This is a genomic window from Blastomonas sp. UPD001 (assembly GCF_003426715.1).
Classification (GTDB): domain Bacteria; phylum Pseudomonadota; class Alphaproteobacteria; order Sphingomonadales; family Sphingomonadaceae; genus Blastomonas.
Genome location: NZ_QKVT01000016.1, coordinates 1 through 586, shown reverse-complemented (window position 1 = coordinate 586; position 586 = coordinate 1). Strand labels below are relative to the sequence as shown.

Below are 586 nucleotides of genomic sequence, written 5' to 3'. Positions count from 1 at the left end.
GGTCGGAATGCCAGTCGCCGCGGTGAACGCGAATCCGCCTGCCTTGCGGGCGATCTTGAGCCAGTCGACGCGTTTCAGGACCTTCTTCGCCGCTTCCGCCACCTTCGTCGAGTTGGGACGTGCGCGACGCAGTTCATCGACGATAGTCTCGATAACGATCGTCTTGGCGTCTTCGAAGCCTTCGAATGTCCACCCGTTGAACCAGAGGCAGAGGACGCGATCATCGCCGGAGAAGGCGCTCTCTGTCATCTTCAGGACACTGGATTTTCCGGCGCCCCAATCGCCATGCACGCCAATAGTAATCGGCACGTCCGGCGTCTGACGGATCAGCTTGACGACGGTCTTTGCGATGGCCTCGTAATAGAGTAGATCGGTCGCTGTCTCGTGATCGTTCAAGAACATGCTGTTTCCTTACCGGTTCGCCTCAAGCGACTCGACCCGACCAAATCATTCAATTTCCCGAATTGAAGTTTATAGCGATCTTTGCTTAGTCGGAACAACATCTTAACGGCTGTCTTATGGTGGGTGCTTTGCGCGAGCCAGGCGTGCTGGAGCAAGCGCTTTTCGCTAAGTGCCGGCCAGAAAA

The 586-nt window shown here is 56.1% G+C and carries 1 protein-coding gene; it reads right to left on the bottom strand.

What is annotated here, in order from left to right; genetic code table 11:
* Positions 1–402: KAP family P-loop NTPase fold protein (locus tag DM995_RS17830; RefSeq protein WP_232824528.1), on the bottom strand; the 402-nt coding region annotated here is incomplete at its 3' end.
* Between the last annotated feature and the right edge of the window lie 184 nt (positions 403–586).